This window comes from Methylobacterium gossipiicola, from assembly GCF_900113485.1.
In the GTDB taxonomy this organism is placed as follows: domain Bacteria; phylum Pseudomonadota; class Alphaproteobacteria; order Rhizobiales; family Beijerinckiaceae; genus Methylobacterium; species Methylobacterium gossipiicola.
Window position 1 is genome coordinate 201088 of the sequence record NZ_FOPM01000008.1, and the last position, 22910, is coordinate 223997.

Here is a 22910-nt window from a genome sequence, read left to right on the forward strand (position 1 = left end):
TCAGACGGGCCGCCGCAGGCACGCCTGCGCCAGCAGCACGAAGGCGCGCGCCCGATGCGAGAGGGCGTCGCCCGTCTGCCAGTCGACGCCGTGCTTCTCGTCCGAGGAGATTTCCCCGAAGGTACGGTCGTGCCCGTCGGGCAGGAAGAGTGGGTCGTAGCCGAACCCGCTGGTCCCGCGCGGAGGGACGATCTGCCCGAATACCCGGCCCTCGAAGGTCTCCGTGTGGCCGTCCGGCCAGGCGATGACGAGGGCGGAGACGAAATGCGCCCGGCGAGTGGTGTCGCCGCGCTTCTCGATCTCGGCGGCGACCCGGGCCATGGCCCCGCCGAAATCCTTGGACGCCCCGGCCCAGCGCGCCGAGAACAGGCCCGGCGCACCGTCGAGGGCATTGACGCAGAGGCCCGAATCGTCGGCGAAGGCGGGCAGGCTGGAGGCTTGCGCTGCGGCATGCGCCTTGATGGCGGCGTTCTCCGAGAACATCGTGCCGGTCTCGTCGGGCTCGGGCAGGCCGAGTTCCCCGGCCGAGACCGCCTCGACGCCGAAGGGCGCCAGCAGCTCGCGCATCTCGACGAGCTTGCCGGCATTGTGGGTGGCGATGACCACCCGGCCGGTGAGGATGCGATGCTGGCTCATACGAACTCCGTTTGTTTCCTTCGGAATGGCGGAGTTCGGCTCCGCTCAAACGCCGCGCGGACTTGCTGATTCAGCATCCGCCTTGGTCGCGAGGACGCCGAATCAGGACGTCGCCTTCTTGTCCGAGGGGGGCTGCGCCAGGGCCTGCTTCTGCAGGGCGACGAGGCGCTCGGTTCCGCCCTTGGCCAGACGCAGGAGGGCCAGGAGTTCGTCTTCCGAGAATGGCTTGCCCTCGGCGGTGCCCTGAACCTCGACGAGGCCGCCCGATCCGGTGATCACGAAATTGGCGTCGGTCTCGGCCCCTGAATCCTCGGCGTAATCGAGGTCGAGCACCGGCACGCCCTTCACGATGCCGCAGGATACCGCCGCCACGTGGTCGCGCAGGGGGTCGATGGAGATGATGGAGCGGGCGCGCATCCAGGCGAAGCAATCGTGCAGGGCCACCCAGGCGCCGGTGATGGCCGCCGTGCGGGTGCCGCCATCGGCCTGGATCACGTCGCAATCGACGGTGATCCCGCGTTCGCCCATGGCCGGCAGATTGGTGACGGCGCGTAAAGACCGGCCGATGAGACGCTGGATTTCCTGGGTGCGGCCCGACGGTTTGCCGGAATTCACCTCGCGTCGGGTGCGCTCGTGAGTGGCGCGCGGCAGCATGGAATATTCGGCGGTGATCCAGCCCTTGCCGGAACCGCGCAGCCACGGCGGGCCGCGCTCTTCGAGGGAGGCGGTGCACAGCACCTTCGTCTCGCCGAAGGTGACGAGGCAGGAGCCTTCGGCGTAGCGGGCGACCGCGCGCTCGAGGGTGACGGTGCGCAGTTCGTCGTTGGCGCGCTTCGAGGGCCGCATCGCCGCTCTCCCGGTTCAGATCTCAGGACGCGGCTCTTAGGCGCCGGGGCCGGGCCCGGCAACGCCTTCGAACGAAAAGGGGCGCCCCCGGGGCGCCCCTCGCTCTCAGTAGAAGTGGCGACGGCCGTAGCCGTAGTGATGATGCCGGTGGTGGCCGAAGTGACGGCCGAAATGGTGGCGGCGGTGGCCGTAGTGATGGCCGAAGTGGCGGCGGTGGCCGAAATGGCGGTGATGATGATGGTGACGGTGGTGGCGCCAGCCGCCGTACTGCACCTGCGTGAGGGCTTCGGCCGGGCCGGCGACCTGGGTCGAGACCATGGCGGGCGCCGCCTGAGCGCCCTGAGGGGCGGCAACGAACATCGCGCCGATCATCGCCAGGACGATGGCGAGGGACCGGACGAGGCCGGGACGGGAGGGGGTGCGCATGGAGGACTCCTTCGAAACGCAACGCGGGATCGGCCGTCGGCGGGCCGTGGGGCGAGCGCAGGGGAACGCACGATCCGCCGCGATGGTCTCAAACTTTTTGCCGAGGAAATTTTCATTGGAGCCGGGATTAAGCCCGAGCCGCCGCCCGGCGCTCCGATGCCGCGCCCGTGTCTTGTGTCGGGACCGCCGGGCGGACACAATCGGGTGCCCAGGAAAGACCCCGTGACCGAGCCCGTTCGTCCTTTTTCCTCTCCACAACAAGCCCAGGTTCTCACTGCGCTGAATGAACGCGCCCGCGAGATCTTTCGGCAGATCGTGGAGAGCTACCTCACCAACGGCGAGCCCGTGGGGTCGCGCAACCTCGCGCGCATCCTGCCCATGGCCCTGTCGCCGGCCTCCATCCGCAACGTCATGGCGGATCTGGAGCATTCCGGGCTCATCTACGCCCCGCACGCCTCCGCCGGCCGCCTGCCCACGGAACAGGGCCTGCGCTTCTTCGTCGACGGCATGCTCGAACTCGGCGATGTCGGGCGCGACGAGCAGGTGCGGATCGAGGCGCAGATGCGGGCGGCGGCCTCCGGACACACCTTCGACAGTGCGCTCGCCGAAGCCTCGACCCTGCTGTCGGGGATCTCGCGCGGGGCCGGGGTGGTGCTCACCACGAAGACCAACGTGCATCTCAAGCACATCGAATTCGTGCGCCTCGACCCCGCCCGCGCCCTGGTGGTCCTCGTCTCCGACGACGGTTCCGTGGAGAACCGCCTCCTCGACCTGCCCCCCGGCCTGCCGGCGAGCGCCCTGCAGGAGGCGTCGAACTACCTCAACGCCCGCCTGCAGGGCCGCACCCTCGGGACCCTGCGGGCCGAGATCGAATCCGGCCGTCAGGCGATGAAGCGCGAACTCGACGCCATCACCGAGCGCCTCGTCGATGCCGGCCTCGCCGTCTCCGTCGGCCCGTCGGACGCGCGCCAGCTCATCGTCCGAGGCCAAGCCAATCTCCTCGACGATCTTCGAGCCGCCGAGGACCTCGAACGCATCCGCCTTCTGTTCAACGACCTCGAGACTCAGAAGGACGTCATCGAACTCCTGTCCCGGGCCGAGGGCGGCGAGGGCGTGCGGATCTTCATCGGCTCGGAGAACAAGCTGTTCTCGCTCTCCGGCTCGTCGATGATCGCCGCGCCGTTCCGCGACGGGGCGCAGAAGATCGTCGGCGTCGTCGGGGTGATCGGACCGACGCGGCTGAACTATGCGCGCATCGTCCCCATGGTCGATTACACCGCCCGGGTGGTCTCGGGGCTCCTCGACCGCAACCCGCGGTGAACGCCAAGAGGGCGCGGCCTCGCGGCCACGCCCTCCCGGCTCTCGATGTCGACGGGATCAGCCCCGGATCACGTCCACGATCTCGTAGGTGTCGGGATCGACGATGACGATGTCGTCGCCGACGAGGACGTAGCGGTAATCCTCGTATTCCGGCACGATGCGGATGATGTCCGGCGGGAGGTCGTAGAGGGTGTAGCTGCGGGCGATGGCCGTGCCGACCGTGAGGGCGAAGGCCCCGGCGGCCAAGCGCGGGATGCCGCGGCGGAGCACGCTCTGGCGGAATTCCGTCCGCTGCGGCGCGCCGAGGCGGCCATAGGCGCCGCGCACGGCACCCCGGTCGCCGCGGTCGCGACCACCCCGGTCACCACGGGGGCCTGCGTCGCGGTCCCGACCGTCGCGATCCGCGCGTCCATCCCGATCGGCCTTGCCGCCGCGATCGTTCCGGTCGGCACCCCGATCGGCCTTGCCGTCGCGATCACGGTCGCCTGCCTTGCCGTTCCGGTCCTTGCCGTCCCGGTTCTGGCCATCCCGCTCTCCCGGTCCGTCGCGATCCATGCGGCCCTGGCCGGCCTGACCGGGGCGGGTCTCGCCGCCACGCTCCGAACGGCCTTCGGCGCCGCCGCGAGCCGCGCCACCGGGGGCTGCGCCGTCCGGGCCACCGCGTTCGGCCGCGCCCGGGCCACGCTCGGCTCCAGCCGGTCCGCCGCGCTCCGCACCACCCGCCGCGCCCCCGCGCATGCCGCCACCCGGTCCGCCTCCGCCACCGGGGCCGCCCGCTCCGCCCGGCCCGCCCGCGCCGCCGGTCGGTCCGCCGCTGGCGCCCGGCCCGGCACCACCCGCTCCACCTCCGGCGCCGCCACCCGCGCCGCCGGGGCCACCCTGCGCGAAGGCCGTCGTCGCGCCGAACACAAGGGCCGCCGCTGCGACCGTGCTGCGAAAGAGCTTGCTCATACGTTCGTTTCCCGCCTCATCAACCGATGACGTCCTCGACGCCCAGACGCAGCCGCAACGAGGAAATCTGGAAAACCGTTCCAGGAAATCTTCCCCTGATCATGCCGGGAGCCGTTTGGGCACCTCGAATGCAAGGCGAAAGCTTGAGCGTGCGCCGTCCACACCCGCGATACGGGTTCGACAGGTCGCGACGACCATCACGGTGTTGTGACCCTTGTGAAATTTCGCCCGACGCTTAACGTCGGTCCGAGGCGTCTCACGCGCGGACCCGGCGGCGGGGCGATCCGGGCCGACGTCTTCGTCAAACAACAAGAACACGCCATCGGAACCGGGGAGAAGCGCATGTCGAGCGGAATGGGAGTGGCGACGCCGAGGCCGGACGAGGCGGCGGACAACCGCCGGCGGATCAAGGCCATCGTGGCGTCGTCGTCGGGCAACCTCGTCGAGTGGTTCGATTTCTACTGTTATGCCTTCTTCGCGCTCTACTTCGCGCCGGTGTTCTTCCCCGAGGGCGACGACACGAGCCAGTTGCTGAAATCGGCGGCGGTGTTCGCGGTGGGCTTCTTCATGCGGCCCATCGGCGGGTGGCTGTTCGGCCGCCTCGCCGACCGGCTCGGCCGCAAGACTTCGATGATGATCTCGGTGCTCATGATGTGCGCCGGTTCGCTCATGATCGCCGTGCTGCCGACCTACGCCACCGCCGGCCACCTCGCCCCGGCCCTGCTGCTCCTCGCCCGGATGATCCAGGGCCTGTCGGTGGGCGGCGAATACGGCACCAGCGCCACCTACATGAGCGAGATCGCCATCAAGGGCCGGCGCGGCTTCTTCGCCTCGTTCCAGTACGTCACCCTCATCGGCGGCCAGCTGCTCGCCTCCCTCGTCCTCATCATCCTGCAGAGCTTCCTCACCGCCCAGCAACTCACCGCCTGGGGCTGGCGCATCCCGTTCGTCCTCGGCGCGGTGGCGGCCGTCGTCGCCCTCTACCTGCGCTCGTCGCTGACCGAGACCGCCTCCAAGGCGGACTTACAGTCGAAAGAATCGGGCACCTTCTCGGCCCTGTTCAAGCACTGGCGCGCGTTCTGCGTCGTCCTGGCCTACACGGCCGGCGGCTCGCTGAGCTTCTACACCTTCACCACCTACATGCCGAAATATCTCTTCAACACGGCGAAGATCGACAAGGTCACGGCTTCGCAGATCTCCACGGCGGCGCTCTTGGTCTACATGCTCATCCAGCCGTTCTTCGGCTGGCTGTCCGACAAGATCGGCCGCAAGGCCAACATGCTGCTCTATAGCGGCCTCGGCACCCTCATGGTGGTGCCGCTGATGACCGCCATCGGCGGCACCACCAACCCGATCGCGTCCTTCGCCCTGATCATGATCGGCCTGACGGTCATCAGCTTCTACACGGGCATCTCGGGGATCGTGAAAGCCGAACTGTTCCCGACCCAGGTGCGGGCGCTCGGCGTCGGACTGTCCTACGCCGTGGCCAATTCCCTGTTCGGCGGGACCGCCGAGATGGTGGCCCTCTACCTGAAGCAGGTCGGCTCCGAGAGCACCTTCTTCTGGTACGTCACCATCATGCTCGCCATCGCGTTCGTGGGCTCGCTGATCATGCCGAACCCCAAGCGCCACGGCTATCTCGACGGCGACGGCACCGTCGAGGAGGCGCTGGGAGCCAAGGGCCGCGTCGTCCACGCCTGACGGGAACGGGCGATGCTCATACGAACTCCGATTGATTCCTTCGGAATAGCGGAGTTCGGTTTCGCTCAAGCGCCGCGCGGGCTTGCCGATCCAGCGTCCGCTTTGATCAAGCGGACGCTGGATCAGGCCAGACCGAGCATCGTCCGCGCCTCGGCCGGGGTGGCCGGCCGCGCCCCGTGCCGGGCGCAGAGGTCGACGGCGATCCGCACGAGTTCGGCATTGCCGTCGGCGAGCCGCGTCTTCGAGACCCGGATGTTGTCTTCCAGCCCCGTGCGGATGCCGTCGGCGCCGCGCGCCAAGGCCCAGCCCATGACCTCGGCCTGATTCCGCCCGATTCCCGCCGCCGTCCAGGTGGCGCGGGGCAGGAGGTGGCGCAGTTCGGCGAGCAGGAGGTCGAGGAGGCGTTCTTCCGCCGGGAGGGCATTCTTCACGCCCATGACGAACTGCACGTGCGGGCGCTCGTCCATGAGCCCCGCCTCCACGAGGCGGCGCGCGCCGTGGAGGTGCGACAGGTCGAAAATCTCGATCTCGGGCCGCACGCCGTGGGCCTTCATCGCCGAGGCGAGGTCGGTCACCAGGGCGGCCGGGTTCTCGTACACGATGGTGGGGAAGTTCACCGACCCCGTCGACAGCGAGGCCATGTCGGGCCGCTGCGGCAGGGACAGGCCGCGCGCCGCAGGATCGCGCCCGCGCCCGCCGGTGGAGAATTGCACGATCATGCCGGGGCATTGCGCCTCCACGCCGGCCTTCACGGCGGCGAACAGGGCCGGATCGGATGACGGGCTTTCGTCCGGGTTGCGGACATGGATGTGGACGAGGGAGGCGCCGGCCTCGTAGGCGGCGCGGGTCGAGGCGATCTGCTGTTCGGGCGTCACCGGCAGGGTCGGATTGTCGTTGGTGCGCGGGACGGAGCCGGTGATCGCGACGGCGACGACGACGGGACGCATGGCGTGAACCTCCTCCGCGGCGACCTTTTCCGACCGCCCTGCCCCCTCATCCCCCGCGCCGCCCCGTGGCGTCAACGCGTTCGGCGGGAGCATGGTCCGCCGAAGGGGATGCCGGTTCGGCGAAGGAAAACGAGGCTCGCGCAGGGGAGAGCGATCAGGCGGTCTCGCCCAGCATGGCCCGGCGCTGCCGGTCGAGTTCCTCGCTGTAGCGCTTCAGGGTGTGGCTTTCCGTCAAGAGGCCGACCACCCGCTGCGTATCGAGGCTATCGACGACGGCCAGCGCCTCGCTCTCGGCGCGGTCGAACGCCGCCGCCGCCGCCTTGGCGTTCATGTCCGGCGTCAGGACATCGCCGCGCTGGCGCAGGAGCGACGCGAGGGTCGGTATGGTGCCGTCGGCATCCCGCGCGGCCGCATGGGCCTCGGGCACCCGGATGAGACCCGCATAGCGCCCGGCCTCGTCCACCGCCACGATCCGCGAGGGTGATCCGAGGGGATGGTCCGCGAGAAACGCCGCCAGCGGCATGGCGGCCGGCACGGTGGCGACCTCCCGCCGCATCAGGGTGTCCACCGTCAGGGTCCGGATCCAGCCGACATCGTGGGCGCTGCGGATGCTCTCGCCGCGCAGGTGGAAGCGCCACGTGGCGAAGGAGTAGCCGAAGGTCTTCCGCACGGCGAGGGAAGAGGCGATGACCGACACCAGCACCAGGCCGGTGATGGGAAAGCTCCCCGTGAGTTCGAGGGTCAGGAAGGTCATGGTCAAGGGGCCGCCGATGACCGCGACGGCCAGCGCGCTCATGCCGATCACCGCATAGGCGAGGGAGGTCGGCGCGAAGGTGGCGAGGCCCGGCACCAGGTCCGCGAACAGGCCGCCCGCGAGCGCCCCGAGGAACAGGGACGCGAAGAACAGGCCGCCCCGGAAACCAGAGCCGATGGAAATTGCCGAGGCGGCGGCTTTCGCGAGGAACAGGAGGGCGAGGCCGGCCACGCCCAGCCGCGTCGCGGGGTCGCCGAGATGCAGGTGCAGCGCTCCGTGGCCGCCCGAGAGCACCTGCGGCGAGACCGCGACGGCCAGGGCGCCGACGCATAGGCCGCCAAGCGCCGGCGCCACCGGGGGCGGGAGCCGGCTTGCCCGGATGCCGGCCTCCACCAGGGTGACGCCACGCATGATCGCGATGCCGAGGGCGGCGCAGGCGAGGCCGAGGCCGAGGGCCGGCAGGGTGTCGGCGGCACTGATCGGCCGGGTCGCCAGGGCCTCCGCCCCCTCGACGGCGACGAGGGGCAGCCGCGCCGCGAGGGCGCCCGCGACGACGCTGCCGCTCAGGGCCGCCACCACCACCGGGGTCAGGGTGGCGATGGAATAGGTGCCGATGATGAGTTCGAAGGCGTAGAAGGCCCCCGTGAGGGGCGCCCCGAATGCGGCCGCGATGGCGGCCGCCGCGCCGCAGCCCACCAGGGTGCGCTGGTCGCTCCGGCGCAGTTCGAACGCCCGCCCGAGGCGCGACGCGAGGGCGGCACCGATCTGGGTGTAACCGGCCTCGAGACCGACGGAGGCGCCGCTCCCGTTCGAGATCGTGTTCTGGAGGGCGACGAGGCCCGACCCCCGCACGGACATCCGGCCGCCATGCAGGGCATTGGCCTCGATGGGGTCGATGACGGCGTGGGGGCGCCGCCCCCGCCATCGGGCGAGCCAGAGACCGAGGAGCCCGAGGAGGACGCCCCCCGCCGCCGGCGCGAGGAGAAGGGTCGGGGCCGACAGATCCTGGGTGGCGCTGAGGCGGGCGCCGTGCGGCAGACCGTAGAGCCATTCGCGGACCGTCTGAGCCGCCAGCCCCATGACCGCGACGGCGATGCCCGCGCCGCACCCCGCTAGCGCCGCCAGGACGACGAGGCCGATCTCGCTGCCCCGTACCAGGGCCCGCACCCGGGCCGGGGCCTGGGCGAACACGAGACCGTAGGGCGAGCGCGGTGCCTTCATCTGGGACGGTGTAAGTGGGCCGCGCCGGGGCGTCGATCCGTTTCGGGGGCGGACCCCGCTCGCTTCATCCACACAATCTCCCGCAGATTGCCACCAGGCGCTTGAAAAGCCCGGCGGCTCACGATACAGCCCCCTCAGTGCCGCCGTAGCTCAGTTGGTTAGAGCACCAGATTGTGGATCTGGGGGTCCCCCGTTCGAGCCGGGGCGGTGGTACCATCGATTTCTCGAAGGTCCGGAAGGGGTTGGCGCTAGCGCCGACCCCTTTTTTTCTTGCGCGGTCTCGGATGCGCGGCCAGGCTCCGGCGGCTTGTCTGAAGGACAGCGAGGGGTGGAAACGAAAAAAGGCCCCCGCGAGGGAGCCATTCTTCAATCCATCCAAACCACTATGAAGTGGAATGGTGGGCACTACAGGGTTCGAACCTGTGACCCCTACCATGTCAAGGTAGTGCTCTACCGCTGAGCTAAGCGCCCTCACCGGCGGCGTTCCTCGCCGGTGAGGGGGCTATAGCTTCTCGGTTTCGGGGGCGCAAGCGCAAAGGCGGCTTCCGATCGATCTTCCGCACGTTTCCTTCGATGCAACGGCGCGCCCCATTCTTGTGCGCCGCGTCTCAAAGTGCGCTAAAGCCCGTGGCCGACGGTCCGAGAGGATCCCCGAGAGGGCGCGCCGACCCTTCCGGGACGGCGACACCATCGAGCAGCGGTGAGGAATGCGATTCTACGTCGATTACGACCAGGGTGATGAGATCCGGTGCTGGGTTGTCCCGGACAATCCCCTGGCCATCAGCCGCGTCTTCGTCGCCGTGGAGGGACGGCGCGTCGCCGAGGTCGCCGCCTCGATCACCGATGACGGCATCCGCGCCAATGGCTGGCACTCCACGGGGCAGTGCGTGTTCCGGCTCACCCCGGAAGAAGTCCCCGGCTTGGCCGAGGCCGGGCGCGTCGAGATCTACGACACCGACACCAACGTCCTCATCTACCGGCGCAGCCGCCGGGAGGGCTTGCGCACCGGCAAGGTTTTGTTCGTCGACACGAGCATCAATCCGGAGACCCGTCTGCCGGCGGTCCTGTTCGACTGGTTCCAGCAGAGTTACCTCGGTGTCGGGCGCCTTTCGGACGAGGTGCTGCGGGTTCTGTTCGAGAGTCCGTGGCTGTCGTCCTCGCTCATCACCGGGTCGATCATTGTGCCGCGCTACGAAGGGTTCTTCGCCAGCGACAATTTCCTCACCACGGCCCTCGTCCACGATCCCTACGTCGAGATGGCCACCCGGATGCTCTGGCTGAAGGCGCGGACCGCCCTGGCCGTCGATCCGGCCCAGGCCTGGCGCTTCGGCCGCCTCGCCGAAGCGGCCGATTTCGCCGGCGACTACGATTACGACGACGTGAAGAGTCTCAAGCGCTTCTTCCGGATGATGCCGGAATCGGCCTACCGCCTGCTCTACAATCCCCTGGCGCGCCAGTTCGGCACCAAGCTGCCCGACGACCGCCTCACCCCGGGCAATTCCATCGTCGCCATCGAGATCCTGGCCCGTGTCGGGATCGTCGGCCACCGCGCGTTCTACGAGGCGTTCTGCACCACGGTGTTCGACCGCCTCGGTATCGAGGCCGCCGTGCCGGAGCCCGAGCCGATTCCGGAGACGGTCCTGGCCCTGGCCGCGCGCCTGCGCGGACTGCGGGTGGCGCAGGACATGCTGGTGTTCGACGTCGCCATGGCGGATGCCGTGCACGGGGCCGTCGCCAAGGGGTGGACGGTCTGAGCGTGGGGAAAGTGCCCGCTCCGCTGGTCGCCCGCCTGCCCGGTGGCGTGCGTGCCTTCACGACCGACGGGGAGACCCTGCGCCTCGATCTCGCGGGGATCGGCCTCGACGGTGCCTGGGTGACGATCCGGTTCCGCGTTCCCGGTAGCGGCGGCATCGGTCGCCTGCTCCTGACCGTCTTGGCACACGGAGATCAGGGCGCGATCCTTCCGGAGGAGGCGTTGGGGGGCGACGCCTTCGCCTGGACTGGCCGACTGCCCGAGGGGGGGCGGGCCCTCGTGCTCACCCCCCTGGCGCCGGGGAGGCCCTTCGCCGTCGCGGATGTCGTGATTCGCCGGCGCGGGCGCCTCGCCCTCCTCGCCCGCGCGGCCCTACGCAGTCCCCCCCGGACCGTTCGGGCCTTGTACTGGCGTAGCCTCGGCTTGAAGGTGCGGGGGCGCGGCCTCCTCGGCGCGGCGCTGGCCCACCGCCGGGGCACGGGCTACCAGGCCTGGATCCGGCGTTTCGACAGCCTCGACGCCGCCGGGCGAGCCGGCATCCGCGCCACGGCAGCGGCCTGGGAGGCTCCCCCCCTCATTTCCATTTTGATGCCGGTCCACGATCCTGCCCCACGGGTGCTCGAAGCGGCCCTGCGCTCGGTTCGGGCACAACTCTATCCCCATTGGGAGCTCTGCGTCGTCGACGACGCGTCCACCGATCCGGCGGTGCAGCGGCGCCTCGCCGCCCATGAAGCCGCCGACCCGCGCATCCGGGTGATGCGGCGCGGTGTCAACGGTCACATCGCGCGGGCGACCAACGATGCCCTGGCCATGGCCCGAGGGGCCTACGTCGCGTTCCTCGACCACGACGACGCCCTGGCGGAGACCGCCCTGTTCCACGTCGCGGAGGCCGTCCGGGCCGATCCAAACCTCGTGCTCGTCTACAGCGACGAGGACAAGATCGACGGGCGCGGGCGCCGTTTCGAGCCGCATTTCAAGTCGGGCTTCGACCGCGAACTGCTCTACGGGCAGAACTACATCAACCACCTCACCGTGATCCGGACCGACGCCGTGCGGGCGCTCGGCGGCCTGCGGCCCGGCTTCGAGGGCAGCCAGGACCACGACCTGCTCCTGCGCCTCACCGCCGGGCTCGCGCCGGAGCGGGTTCACCATATCCCGAAGGTGCTCTATCACTGGCGCGCCGCCGGGGGCTCCGGCACCTTCTCGGACCGGGCCCTGGCGCAGGCCGAATCCGCCCGATTGCAGGCACTCGCCGAAGTGGCCGCCGCGTTCGGGGCCAGGGCCGAACGCGGGCCGCTCGGCTTCAACCGCCTCGTGCGGCCCCTGCCCGATCCGGCGCCGCGCGTCTCGGTGGTCATCCCCACCCGCGACCGGGCGGATCTCCTGGCGCAGGTGCTCGCCGGGCTGTTCACCGCCACGGATTATCCGGATCTCGAGGTCGTCGTGGTCGACAACGACAGCCGCGAGGCGGTCACGCAGGCCCTGTTCACGGCCCATGCGGGTGAGACCCGCCTGCGGGTGCTGCCGGTGCCGGGGCCGTTCAATTTTTCGGATTTGTCGAACCGGGGCGCCGCCGCCGCGACGGGGACGGTCCTGCTGTTCCTCAACAACGATGTCGAGATCGTCGAGCCCGGCTGGCTCGCCCAGATGGTGTCCTGTGTCCTCGATCCGACTGTCGGGGCGGTGGGAGCCAAACTGCTCTATCCAGACGGCACCCTCCAGCATGGGGGCATCGTCCTGGGGGTTGGCGGTGTGGCGGGCCACAGCCATCTCGGCCTGCCGGGCGAGGAACCGGGCTATTTCGCCCGGATGGTGCTGACCCAGGAAGTCTCCGCCGTGACCGGAGCTTGCCTCGCCGTGCGTGCGGCGGTGTTCGAGGAGGTCGGCGGCTTCGATGCCCGGCACCTCGCCGTGGCCTTCAACGATGTGGATCTCTGTCTGCGCCTGCGTGCGGCGGGCTACCGCAACGTCTGGACGCCGCATGCGCGCCTTATCCACCACGAATCAAAGAGTCGCGGCCCGGAGGATACGCCGGAGAAGCGCGCCCGCTTCGAGGCCGAGACCCGGGTGATGCAGGCGCGCTGGGAGCCGCAGCTTCGGGCCGATCCATATTACAATCCCAATCTCTCCCGGGCGTCGGCGCACTTTCGCCTCTGAGATGCGTCCTTCGGCCTGTTGCGCTGCGGCATGGAATTGGTGTGATAGGGGGCGAGCGCCGCTGCACTGCGGCAGCCTCCTCTGCGATCTCGTGTTGAGTGTGACTTCCAGGGTACGGCGCTGCCTTGGAATTGCTCGAAGTCGGGATGATAGAGGCGGCAAGGCCGTGGAAACCGCGGCGTCTTCCGGGCGCAGGGCCCTCGAGCCCGCACCCGATCCATCCCGGTATTCCGAGGGACCCATGACCGATCCGCGTCAGTCGAATTCGAAGTCGCGTTCCGGCACCGAGGGCCTTGTCATGCCGTCTCGGAGAGAGTCTCCGAAGATCCGCAGAACGTAAGCGGACCGATATCTCGATCCGCCGGTCTTTCTTCATCGAAACCGCGCGGATCATTCAAAGACCACGCCCGAGCGAACCGATGTTTCTCGCGCGATCCTCGCCCGTCCCCTCCCCCGTGTTGGACACCATCCCGGTGCCATACTAAGGATCGGACGGATTGCCCGGCCTCCCGCGGCCGGTCTCGTTCCCCGTTCAAGAGCGCGTGCGAATCGAACGTGACACAACGTACAGACATCGCGATCATCGGTCGTGCCTGCCGCCTTCCGGGTGCCTCGAATGTCGAGGGTCTGTGGCAGCTCCTGACGGAAGCCCGCTGCGCCGTCGGCCGGATCCCCGAGGATCGCTGGTCGCTCAGCCGGTTCGGGCATCCCCGAGCCCAGGAGCGCGGCAAGAGCTATACGTGGTCGGCCGGTGTCCTCGACGAGATCTGGGCGTTCGATCCGGGCGTGTTCGGCATCTCGCCGCGCGAGGCCGAGCAGATGGATCCGCAGCAGCGGCTCCTCCTCGAACTCACCTGGGAGGCCCTGGAGGATGCGGGCCTGCGCCCCTCGGCGGTGGCCGGCACGCAGATCGGCGTGTTCGTGGGCGCCTCGTCGCTGGATTACGGCAATCTGCGCATCCTCGACACCGCTTCGGGTGATGCCTACGCCGCCACGGGCAACACCCTCTCGATCCTGTCGAATCGCATCTCCTACATCTACGACCTGAAGGGTCCGAGTTTCACCGTCGACACGGCGTGCTCGTCGTCCCTCGTCGCCCTCGACGCGGCCGTGGCCGCCATTGCCAGCGGCCGGATCGACACGGCGGTGGTGGCCGGCGTCAATCTCCTGGCGAGCCCGTTCAACTTCATCTGCTTCTCCAACGCCCAGATGCTGTCGCGGCGCGGCCTGTGCAGCGCCTTCTCGGCCCAGGCCGACGGCTACGTCCGTTCCGAAGGCGGCGTTGTCCTCGTGCTGCAATCGGCGAAGGCGGCGGCTCGCGATGGCAACACCGTGCGGGGCGTCATCGCGGCGAGCGGGGTCAATTCGGACGGTCGCACCACCGGCATCTCCCTCCCCTCGGGCTACGCGCAGGGCGCGCTCCTGGAGCAGGTCTATCGTGAGGCCGAGATTGACCTCGACAAGGTGGTGTTCGTGGAAGCCCACGGCACCGGCACCCCCGTGGGCGATCCCATCGAGGCCGGGGCCATCGGTGGCAAGCTCGGGAAGCCCCGCCGCGCGCCCCTGCCCATAGGCTCCATCAAGACCAATATCGGCCACACCGAGCCGGTCTCCGGCCTCGCCGGCCTGCTGAAAGCCAGCCTCGCCCTCGAGCACGACCTCGTGCCCGCCTCCCTCCACGCCGCCGAGCTCAACCCCGACATTCCGTTCGGCGACCTGAACCTGCAGGTGGTGAACCAGCCCCTCGCCATCCCGCGCGGGCGCACCGAGCGCTTCGCCGGCGTCAATTCCTTCGGCTTCGGCGGCACCAACGCACACGTCGTCCTGACCGATGGTGAGCGCGTCGCGGCCGAGACGGCTCCGGCCGAGGCCGGCGGTGCCCCCGAGGTTCTGTTGCTGTCGGCCCAAAGCCGCGCGGCCCTCAATGAGCTCGCCCTCGATTACGCCGACCGCTTCGATGGGGCCGCCCCGGCGGAGGCGGCGCGCATCGCCGCCGCCGCCGCGCATCGCCGCGAGCGCCTGTCCTCGCGCCTCGCGATCCCCCTCGACGCCGACCTGCCCAGCGTCCTGCGCGCCGTCGGCGAGGCCGAGGACACCGAGGCCGCTCTCATCGGCACCGCCGTCGATCGCGCCGCCGAGGTCGCCTTCGTGTATTCCGGCAACGGCAGCCAATGGGCCGGCATGGGCCGCGAAGCCTACGAAGAGAACGCGGTCTTCCGCGCGGCCTTCGACCGGATCGACACGCTGTTCCTCGACCTCGCCGACTGGTCGCTCAAGGAGGCCCTGTTCGCCGAGGATCTCGAGACGCGCCTCGTCCTGACCCGGGTGTCGCAGCCCCTGATCTTCGCGATCTCCAGCGCCTCGACCACGGCCCTGCGCGCCCGTGGTCTGCATCCGAAATACGTCCTCGGCCACAGCGTCGGCGAGATCGCGGCGGCGGAAGCTGCCGGCATTCTCAGCCTCGAACAGGCCGTGAAAGTGATCTTCTTCCGCAGCCAGCATCAGGAATCGACGCGCGGCCTCGGCACCATGGCGGTGCTGCTGGCCCCCGTCGACGAGATCGAGCTGTTCCTCGCCGATTACCCGAGCCTCGACATCGCCGCCTACAACAGCCCCAAGGCCGTCACCGTGGCGGGGCCGGTGGCCGATATCGACGCCGCCATGAAGGCGCTCGCGCGCAAGCGCCGGCGCGGGCGCAAGCTCGACCTCGAATATCCCTTCCACGGCCGGCTCATGAACCCGACCGAGAAGCCGCTCCTGCGCGATCTCGCCGGCCTCAAGCCCCATGCCGGTACCACCGCCATGGTCTCCACCGTGACCGGCACGGTCCTGCCGGGCGCCGAGTTCGGAGCCACTTACTGGTGGCGCAACATCCGCGAGCCCGTGCGCTTCGCCCAGGCCGTGCAGGAAGCCACCCGCCAGGGTGCGCGCGTGTTCGTCGAGGTCGGCCCCCGCGCCACCCTCCTGTCGCATATCGGCGACGCCATCGAGCCACTCGGCATCGAGAACGCCACCATCGGCGTGCTCCATCGCAAGCAGGCCGGCGGCGATCCCATCGCTCGGACCCTGGCCGCCGCCCTCGTGCAAGGCGCGGCCGTCGATGAAGCGACGGTGTTCGGCCGGAATCCGGCGGGCGACGTGTCCCTGCCGCTCTATCCCTGGCAGCGCCGCACCTTCCGCCTCGCCGAGACCACGGAGGGCGTCGGCGCCACCACGCCGCGCGCCTATCATCCCCTCTACGGCGCCCGCGTCACCCTCGACGGCCTCGAGTGGCACGGCCATGTCGACATCGCCACGGTGCCGGAGCTCGACGACCACCGCATCGACGGTCAGGCGATCCTGCCGGGCGCGGCCTTCATCGAGATGGCGCTCGGCGTCGCCCGCGAGGCCATGCGCAGCGACAGCGTCGTGTTGGCCGAGTTCGAGATCCAGTCGCCGATGGTGTTCGGCGAGGACTCCCTGCGCGAGGTCATGGTTCGGGTCTCGGGCTCCGGCAACGGCATCCAGATCCTGAGCCGTCCCCGCCTGACCCAGGCCGCGTGGCAACTCCATGCGGCGGCCAAGATCGTCGACGGCACCTTCCAGGCGCCCTCGCGCCAGGACATTCCGGAGCCCGGCGAGCAGGCCGTGGACGGCGAGGCCCTCTATCGGATCGCCGCCGCCTCGGGCCTCGGCTTCGGTCCGAGCTTCCGTCAGGTCGCCCACTCCGCCCGCCTCGACGAGACCACCATCGTCTCCGAACTCCTGCCCGCGGAGGCCGATCCACGCTTCGGCCTCGTGCCGGCGCGCCTCGATTCCTGCTTCCACGGCCTCATCCTGCTGTTCGCCGGCCTCATGGGCGAAGGCTCGACCAAGGCCTATGTGCCCGTGCGCTTCGGCGAGATCCGCTTGGTGAAGCCCGGCGCCGTCATCGCGCGGGCGATGATCAAGACGCGCCGCGCCAACGAGCGCAGCATCCTGGCCGACTTCACCCTGGTGGATGCGGCGGGCGAGGTGATCGCCACCCTGCGCGAGGGCCGGTTCCAGGCCCTGCGCGCCAAGGGCGGCAATGAACTCGCTGCGTATGCCATCGCGCAGCGCCCCGAACGCGCGACCGAGCCCACGGCGATCCCCCTCGACCGGCGCCAGCGCATCGCCGAGGCCGTGAGGTCCCCGGCCAAGGCGGCCTTCGCGGCAGCCGACGCCCCCCTCGCCCCCGGCCACCTGCTGCTGGAAGGCTGGGCCACCTCCATGGCCTACCGCCTCGCGGAGGGGCTGCAGCGCTCGGGCGCCGTCGCCATCGACGAGCGCGTGCCCGAGACCATGCGCCCGTGGCTGCTCAACGCCCTCTACGCCCTAGAAAGCAGCGGCCTCGCCACCCTGGCGGGTGACCGTTGGACTCTGCGCAAGGACGTGACCCTGCCGGCGCCCGACGAGATCATGCGCTGGATCGCCGCCGATCATCCGGACCTCTCGGCCGAACTCGTGCTCACTGCCGATATCGGCGCCGTGGTTGGCCGCCTGCTCGCGGGCGATCTCGTCCACGCCCCGACCCTATCGCAGAACGCCCTCGACGCTTTCATCCTGCGCAGCGCCACGGCCCGGGCGTCCGCCGATGTCATCGCCCGGATCGTCGAGGCGGGCGCCGCCGCCCTGCCCCGCGATCGCGCCCTGCGGGTGCTGCAGGTCGGGTTCGGCCCGCTCTCGGCCCAGGCCGCTGCCTTCGCCGACGGTATCGAAGCGCAGCTCTCGGTGTTCGAGGCCGACCGGCGCCTCGCCGAGCGCGCTCGCCTCGCCCTACCGCGCGGCGTCACGATCATCGAGGACGCGGCCGAGCTCACGCCCGGCGGATTCGACGCGATCCTGGCCAGCGACGTGCTGCACCGCTCCGCGCGCGGCGTTCTGCAGGGCGTCGCCGATGCCCTGGCCACGGGCGGCTTCCTCATCGCCGTCGAGCCCGGCGCCTCCCTGTTCCGCGACCTCGTGTTCGGCCTGACCCCGGACTGGTTCGAGGTCACGGGCGACATGCCCATGGGCCGCCTCGACGACATCACCGGCTGGCAGCGTTCGCTCAGCGACACCGGCCTCGTGCGTGTCGCCGTCGATCGCGCGGTCTCCGATAACGGCGACGACCTTCTCCTCATCGCCGAGGCCCCCGTGCGCGCCAAGCCCGCCGCCGGGCAGACCTTCGCGTTCATCATCGGCTCGCACGACGCCTACGCGGCCGAGACCGCCTCGTCCCTGGCGACCCTGCTGGTCGCGGGCGGAGTCCACGTCTCCATCATCCTCGATTCCGAGCAATCCCTGCTCGAACTCGAGCGCGAAACTCCCGACACGGTGGTGTTCCTGGCGGGCGCCTTCAACACCGAAGGGCCGGCTTCCGACCGTCTGCGCGACCGTTGCCTCAGTCTGAAGCGCTGCGTCGAGCACCTCGGCAGTCGTCAGACCCGGCTCTGGGTGGTCTGCCCCGGCGCCACCCGCGACGACGGCGACGCCAACGGCTCCGTGGAGGCCGGCGTCTGGGCCTTCACCCGGACGCTCGCCAACGAGGTCGCCAACCTCGATGTCCGCCGCATCGACGTCACCGATGCCCTCACCACCAAGCTCGCCGCCGAGCGTCTGCGTGACCTCATCCTGTCGGGCACGGACGAGACCGAGATCGTCCTCGATCCCGACCAGACCCGGGTGATCCGGTTCTCGCCGGGGCAGGTGTCCCGCCGCCCCGCCGCAGATGCGGTGCCGGCCCCCGCCGCTCGCCTGGAGCGCAGCAACACCGGCGGTCTCAACGAGATGGCCTGGGGCCCGGCCGAGCGCCGCGCACCCGGACGCGGTGAGGTCGAGATCGCCGTCGAGGCGACGGGCCTCAACTTCCGCGACGTCCTCTGGGCCCTCTCGATGCTCCCCGAGGAAATCCTGGAGGACGGCTTCGCCGGTCCGCGCCTCGGCCTCGAGGTCGCAGGCCGCGTTCTCTCCGTCGGCAAGGGCGTCAACGCCTTCAAGGTTGGTGACCGCGTCGTCGCCTTCGCGCAGTCGGGCTTCGCGACCCATATCGTCGTGCCCGAACTCGTGGTGGCGCCGAGCCCTCCCGGCCTCGATCCGCAGGCCGCCGCCACGGTGCCGGTGGCCTTCCTCACGGCCTATTACGGCCTCGTGAGCTGCGCCCGCCTGCGGCGCGGTGAGTGGGTCCTCGTCCATGGCGGCGCCGGCGGCGTCGGTCTCGCCGCGCTCCAGATCGCCAAGCTCAAGGGGGCCCGCGTCATTGCCACGGCCGGATCGCGCGAGAAGCGCGCCCTGGTGAAGGCGCTCGGCGCCGAGCACGTCCTCGATTCGCGCTCCCTCGCCTTCGTTGACGATGTCCGCCGCATCACCGGCGACGGGGTCGGCGTGGTCCTGAACAGCCTGTTCGGCGAAGCCATGGAGCGCAGCCTCAACTGCCTCAAGCCGTTCGGACGCTTCATCGAACTCGGCAAGCGCGACTACGTCGCCAACACCCATATCGGCTTGCGTCCGTTCCGCCGGAACCTGTCGTATTTCGGCGTCGACCTCGATCAGGTGCTCCAGCACCAGGGCGAGGACGGGGCGCGGCTGTTCCGCGAGGTCATGGCCCTCTTCAACGAAGGCGGCTTGAAGCCCCTGCCGTACCAGCCGTTCACGGCGGACGAGGTTTCGGACGCCTTCCGCCTCATGCAGCAATCGGGGCATGTCGGTAAGATCGTGATCGCGCCGCCGAAGGCCGGAAGCGTCATGACGGCTCCGACCTCGGCCTTCTCCATCGACGCCGAGGGCGTTCACCTCGTCACCGGCGGTCTGGGCGGTTTCGGTCTCGAAGCCGCGCGCTGGCTCGCCGACAGGGGCGCGCAGCACATCGTTCTCGTCGGCCGAAAAGGGGCCGAGAGCGACGAGGCCAAGGCGCTCCTGGCCGAGCTCACGGGGCGCGGCATCGAGGTCCAGGCCAAGGTCTGCGACATCACCAGCCGCCAGGGGGTGGAGACTCTCCTGGCCGAGGTCGAGCGCGGCGGCAGAAAGCTCGCCGGCGTGATCCACGGCGCCATGGTGCTGCAGGACGGACTCATCGCCAATATCGACGCGGCGGCCCTCGACGCGGTCATCCGCCCGAAGGTGATCGGCGCCGAGCACCTCGATGCGGCGACGCGCTCGCGCAGCCTCGACTATTTCGTCCTGTTCTCCTCGGCCACGACCTTCATCGGCAATCCCGGCCAGGGCTCCTACGTCGCCGCCAACGGCTTCATGGAGGGGCTCGCCCGACGCCGTCGCAAGGCTGGTTTGCCAGCCCTCGCCGTCGCCTGGGGCGCCATCGGCGATGTCGGTGTCCTCGCCCGCAACCGCGCCGTGATGGAGACCCTGGCGGGTCGCGTCGGCGTCACCCCCATGGATGCCCGCCACTGCCTCGACCTCATGGCCGAGGCCCTGAAGGGCCAGGGCAGCGCCAGCGACGACGCGGTCATCGCCATCGCGTCCATGCATTGGGGCAAGGCCCGCGAGCGCCTCGCCACGATGAAGAGTCCGAGCTACGTCGAACTCGGCTCGGATCAGCAGATGGAAGCCGGTACGGTGGCGGCCATCAACATCGGCACCCTGCTCAAGACCCAGGACATCGATACGGTGCGCAAGACCGTGGCCGACGCCATTGTCGAGGACATCGCCCGCATCCTGCGTCTGCCGAAGGACGACATCAGCCGCGTGCGCCACCTGTCCGAGATCGGCCTCGATTCGCTCATGGGTGTCGAACTCGGCGCGAGCCTGCAGGAACGCTTCGCCCTCGAAGCCCCGCCTTCGGGCATCTCGTCGGGCCTGACCGTGAACGAACTCACCGAGACCCTGATCCAGTCGATCTCGGCCCCCGTGGACGAAGCTTCGGCCGCCGTCATGAGCCTGGCCCAGCGCCATGCCAGCGAGGGCGTCGACGTCCGGACCCTCGAACCCTTCCACGCGCTGGTCGAAGAGAACAGCCTCGTGATCAAAGAGATTCTGCCATGAGCAATCCCGCCAGACCGGACGGCGGGCGCGCGGCGCTCGCGGGCTTCGTCACGAATCGCCTCGGCCGCAACACCAACCGGCCGGCCCCCGCCCGCGCCTCCGCACGGCCGGCGGCCGACCCCTCGGTGCAAAACTTCGAGACCCTGCCGGGCTACCGCGAGCTGCGCCTGCAGCGCTCGGCCGCCGATCTCATCGGCCTCGGCAATCCGTTCTTCCGCGTCCACGAGACCAAGGCCGGCGCCAACACCCGCATCGCCGGCAAGAGCTTCGTCAACTTCTCGTCCTATGACTATCTCGGCCTCAACGGCCATCCGGATGTGAACGCCGCCGCCGCCAGGGCCATCGAGGAGTTCGGCACCTCGGCGTCCGCGAGCCGCATCGTGGCCGGCGAGCGCCCGGGACACATCTCCCTGGAACAGGCGCTCGCCGACCATTACGACACGGAAGCCTGCGTCGTGATGGTGAGCGGGCACGCCACCAACGTCACCACCCTCGGCGCCCTGATGGAGCCGGGCGACGTGATCTTCCACGACGCGCTCTCCCACAACAGCATCGTCACGGGGGCACAGCTCTCGGGGGCTCAGCGCCGCTCGTTCTCCCACAACGACCTCGACGCCCTCGAGACCCTGCTGGGCGCCACCCGGCACGAGCACCGCCGCGCCCTCATCGTGGTCGAGGGCCTCTACAGCATGGACGGCGATGCGCCTGACCTCGCCGCCCTCATCGCCCTGAAGCAGCGCTACGACGCGTGGCTGATGGTGGACGACGCCCACGGCCTCGGGGTGCTGGGCCGCACCGGTATCGGTCTGGCCGAGCATTGCGATGTCGATCCGCGCGGGGTCGACATCTGGATGGGGACGCTGTCGAAGACCCTGTCCACCTGCGGCGGCTACATCGCCGGACCGTCGGCCCTCATCGAATATCTCAAGTGCACGGCGGGTGGCTTCATCTACAGCGTCGGCCTGTCGCCGCCGCTGGCCGCCGCCGCCGAGGCGGCCCTTGCCCTCATGCATGCCGAGCCGCACCGGGTCGAGCGCCTGCGTCAGAACGGCAACCTGTTCCTCGCCTGCGCGAAGAAGCACGGCCTCGACACGGGCACGAGTCTGGGCCTCGCGGTGATCCCGGTCATCGTCGGCGACTCGCTGAAATCCGTCACCCTGTCGGACCGCCTTTACAAGCGGGGCATCAACGTGCAGCCGATCATCCATCCGGCCGTGCCGGAGCGCGCCTCACGCCTGCGCTTCTTCATCACCTCCGAGCACACGCCGGAGCAGATCCGCGAGACCGTGGATGCCGTGGCGGAAGAGTTGCATGAGATCGAGAAGGGCGGCTCGCTCATCGAGCAGCTGATGGCGAAGCGCGGTAAGCCGTAGGGTTTCCGCTTCCCACCGACCCAATGAGAAACGGGCCCGCGAGGGCCCGTTTTCATGTCCGGAAGGTTGTCGCGCTCAGCGGGAGACGCTGTAGATCGACGCGCCGGCGGCGACGGGGGCGGTGACGGTGGAGAACACCGAGAGGACCTTCTGGACCTCGGTGAAGGGAGCGTTGGAGACGTAGACGAGGTCGCGGTTGCGCATGCGGAAGGCCTGGGTGAGGAACAGGCTGTTGGGATCGCGCATGTTGATCCGGTAGACCACGGGCACCAGGGGCGTGCCCAGCAGCGGGCTGCCGGGCTTGAGGCGGCGCACCACGGCGGCGGGCTCGAACCGGAACACGAAGGTGCCGGCCGGGTCCGCCTGGAAGTCGGACAGGCCGCGTGCCTTGGCCAGGGCCTGGGCCAGGGTGATGCCCTCGGCCTGGAACGGCAGCTCGGTGGAGTTGCCGAGCGCGCCCACCGCCAGGAAGGTCTGGGGATCGCGCACGAGGGTGAGCACGTCGTTGGGCCGCAGGAAGATGTTTTCGCGCGGGTTGGAGACCACCGTGGTGAGCGGCACCGTGGCGGTGACGTTGCCGCGCGACAGCCGCACGAAGGTCTCGTTGACGGGGGCCCTCACGCCGCCGGCGGTGGCCACGACGTCGAGGAGGCGGTCGCCCTTGCCCGAGAGCGGCACCCGGGCGCCGCCCACGGCCTCGCCCGAGACGGTGACGCTCTGCGAGATCGGCTTCGTCACGGAGACGAGGACCTGGGGCTGGATCGCCTTGCCGGCGAGTTCGGTCTCGATGAGGGCCTGGACGTCCTGGGGCCGGCGGCCGGCGACCTGGATGCGCCCGGCATACGGCA

At 69.8% G+C, this 22910-nt stretch carries 13 protein-coding genes and 2 tRNA genes; 7 read left to right on the forward strand and 8 right to left on the reverse strand.

Features of this window, described 5'->3' with window-relative positions:
• The 3 genes from rdgB to BM249_RS09635 all read right to left on the reverse strand — a co-directional run bounded on the left by rdgB (position 1) and on the right by BM249_RS09635 (position 1908).
• Positions 1-636, reverse strand: coding sequence for an RdgB/HAM1 family non-canonical purine NTP pyrophosphatase (gene rdgB, locus BM249_RS09625; RefSeq protein WP_091971235.1), 636 nt, complete (start codon positions 634-636; stop codon positions 1-3).
• Between the two features lie 102 nt (positions 637-738).
• The gene (gene rph / locus BM249_RS09630; RefSeq protein ID WP_091971237.1) at positions 739-1482 is read right to left on the reverse strand and encodes a ribonuclease PH; all 744 of its coding nucleotides are present in this window, start codon (positions 1480-1482) and stop codon (positions 739-741) included.
• A 105-nt stretch (positions 1483-1587) separates the two neighbouring features.
• A complete protein-coding gene (locus BM249_RS09635; protein ID WP_091971238.1) occupies positions 1588-1908 on the reverse strand; it encodes a hypothetical protein in 321 nt (106 codons plus the stop codon).
• A 222-nt stretch (positions 1909-2130) separates the two neighbouring features.
• On the opposite strand from BM249_RS09635, the gene hrcA reads away from it, so the two are divergent.
• Entirely contained in the window at positions 2131-3228 is a 1098-nt protein-coding gene (gene hrcA, locus BM249_RS09640; protein ID WP_091971240.1) for a heat-inducible transcriptional repressor HrcA, read from the forward strand.
• A gap of 57 nt (positions 3229-3285) precedes the next feature.
• Here hrcA and BM249_RS09645 read toward each other — a convergent pair whose 3' ends face one another.
• Positions 3286-4179 (reverse strand): DUF1236 domain-containing protein, encoded by an 894-nt coding sequence (locus BM249_RS09645; protein WP_091971242.1) that lies wholly within the window; start codon positions 4177-4179, stop codon positions 3286-3288.
• 342 nt (positions 4180-4521) lie between these two features.
• On the opposite strand from BM249_RS09645, the gene BM249_RS09650 reads away from it, so the two are divergent.
• On the forward strand, positions 4522-5880 hold the full coding sequence (locus BM249_RS09650; protein WP_091971302.1) for an MFS family transporter: 1359 nt from the start codon (positions 4522-4524) through the stop codon (positions 5878-5880).
• 122 nt (positions 5881-6002) lie between these two features.
• Here BM249_RS09650 and BM249_RS09655 read toward each other — a convergent pair whose 3' ends face one another.
• Positions 6003-6827, reverse strand: coding sequence for a 3-oxoadipate:acetyl-CoA acetyltransferase (locus BM249_RS09655; protein WP_091971244.1), 825 nt, complete (start codon positions 6825-6827; stop codon positions 6003-6005).
• Between the two features lie 154 nt (positions 6828-6981).
• The gene (locus BM249_RS09660) at positions 6982-8802 is read right to left on the reverse strand and encodes a chloride channel protein (RefSeq protein ID WP_091971246.1); all 1821 of its coding nucleotides are present in this window, start codon (positions 8800-8802) and stop codon (positions 6982-6984) included.
• 139 nt (positions 8803-8941) lie between these two features.
• On the opposite strand from BM249_RS09660, the gene BM249_RS09665 reads away from it, so the two are divergent.
• A tRNA-His gene (locus tag BM249_RS09665) sits at positions 8942-9018 on the forward strand.
• A gap of 180 nt (positions 9019-9198) precedes the next feature.
• Here the strand turns inward: BM249_RS09665 and BM249_RS09670 are convergent.
• A tRNA-Val gene (locus BM249_RS09670) sits at positions 9199-9273 on the reverse strand.
• Positions 9274-9509: 236 nt separating this feature from the next.
• Between BM249_RS09670 and BM249_RS09675 the strand changes: the two genes are divergently transcribed.
• The 4 genes from BM249_RS09675 (at position 9510) to BM249_RS09690 (ending at position 22062) form a co-directional block, all read left to right on the forward strand.
• A complete protein-coding gene (locus tag BM249_RS09675; RefSeq protein ID WP_091971248.1) occupies positions 9510-10556 on the forward strand; it encodes a hypothetical protein in 1047 nt (348 codons plus the stop codon).
• 11 nt (positions 10557-10567) lie between these two features.
• Positions 10568-12712: a glycosyltransferase family 2 protein gene (locus BM249_RS09680; protein ID WP_244528667.1), complete on the forward strand. Its 2145-nt coding sequence runs from the start codon at positions 10568-10570 to the stop codon at positions 12710-12712.
• A gap of 555 nt (positions 12713-13267) precedes the next feature.
• Positions 13268-20689 carry a type I polyketide synthase gene (locus tag BM249_RS09685; protein ID WP_091971250.1) on the forward strand — a complete coding sequence of 2474 codons (7422 nt, stop codon included), beginning with the start codon at positions 13268-13270 and terminating at the stop codon, positions 20687-20689.
• Complete coding sequence (locus BM249_RS09690; protein ID WP_091971252.1) at positions 20686-22062, forward strand: aminotransferase class I/II-fold pyridoxal phosphate-dependent enzyme; 1377 nt, start codon at positions 20686-20688, stop codon at positions 22060-22062. The genes BM249_RS09685 and BM249_RS09690 overlap by 4 nt, the downstream gene beginning before the upstream one ends.
• 75 nt (positions 22063-22137) lie before the next feature.
• On the opposite strand, the gene BM249_RS09695 is transcribed toward BM249_RS09690, so the two are convergent.
• On the reverse strand, positions 22138-22910 hold a 773-nt coding region (locus tag BM249_RS09695), incomplete at its 5' end, for a polysaccharide biosynthesis/export family protein (RefSeq protein WP_143103727.1).